Source organism: Neptunomonas sp. CHC150, assembly GCF_030397555.1.
GTDB classification, from domain to species: Bacteria; Pseudomonadota; Gammaproteobacteria; order Pseudomonadales; family Balneatricaceae; genus Neptunomonas; species Neptunomonas phycophila.
The window spans coordinates 1-341 of record NZ_JAPNXU010000061.1 but is presented as its reverse complement, the minus strand read 5'-3'; the positions used below and the strand labels follow the sequence as shown (position 1 = coordinate 341).

1 pseudogene is annotated in these 341 nt (G+C 46.9%); it reads right to left on the bottom strand.

Annotation, left to right across the window (positions count from 1 at the left end):
• A pseudogene (locus OW491_RS18185) lies at positions 1-341 on the bottom strand (hypothetical protein); the annotation flags it as partial.

Below are 341 nucleotides of genomic sequence, written 5' to 3'. Positions count from 1 at the left end.
CGGAGATGGGTATAAGAGACTGGAGCAGATCAAACAAGAAGATATAAGCAATGGCAGAATACAAACTCAAACGGCAACCCCAAGGGCGAGTGTGACGAACGTATTCATCTTCAGCCTTATCACCTTCACGAATCGTCACTTGGGTTTCGTGATGTTCGGCTTGTTTATCACCAAGCGTAAGTTCTTGGCGGCGAGTCTTTTCCTTTTCTAACTCGACCTTAATCTTCTCAAGCTCAACCAAAGATTCAGGTGGTAAGTTTTGCAGGGCGCGAGTAACGGCCAACTCTTTCTGTGCCTTGTTAGCACCAAACATTGAATCGGCTTGCTCTACCGCTTCGGCT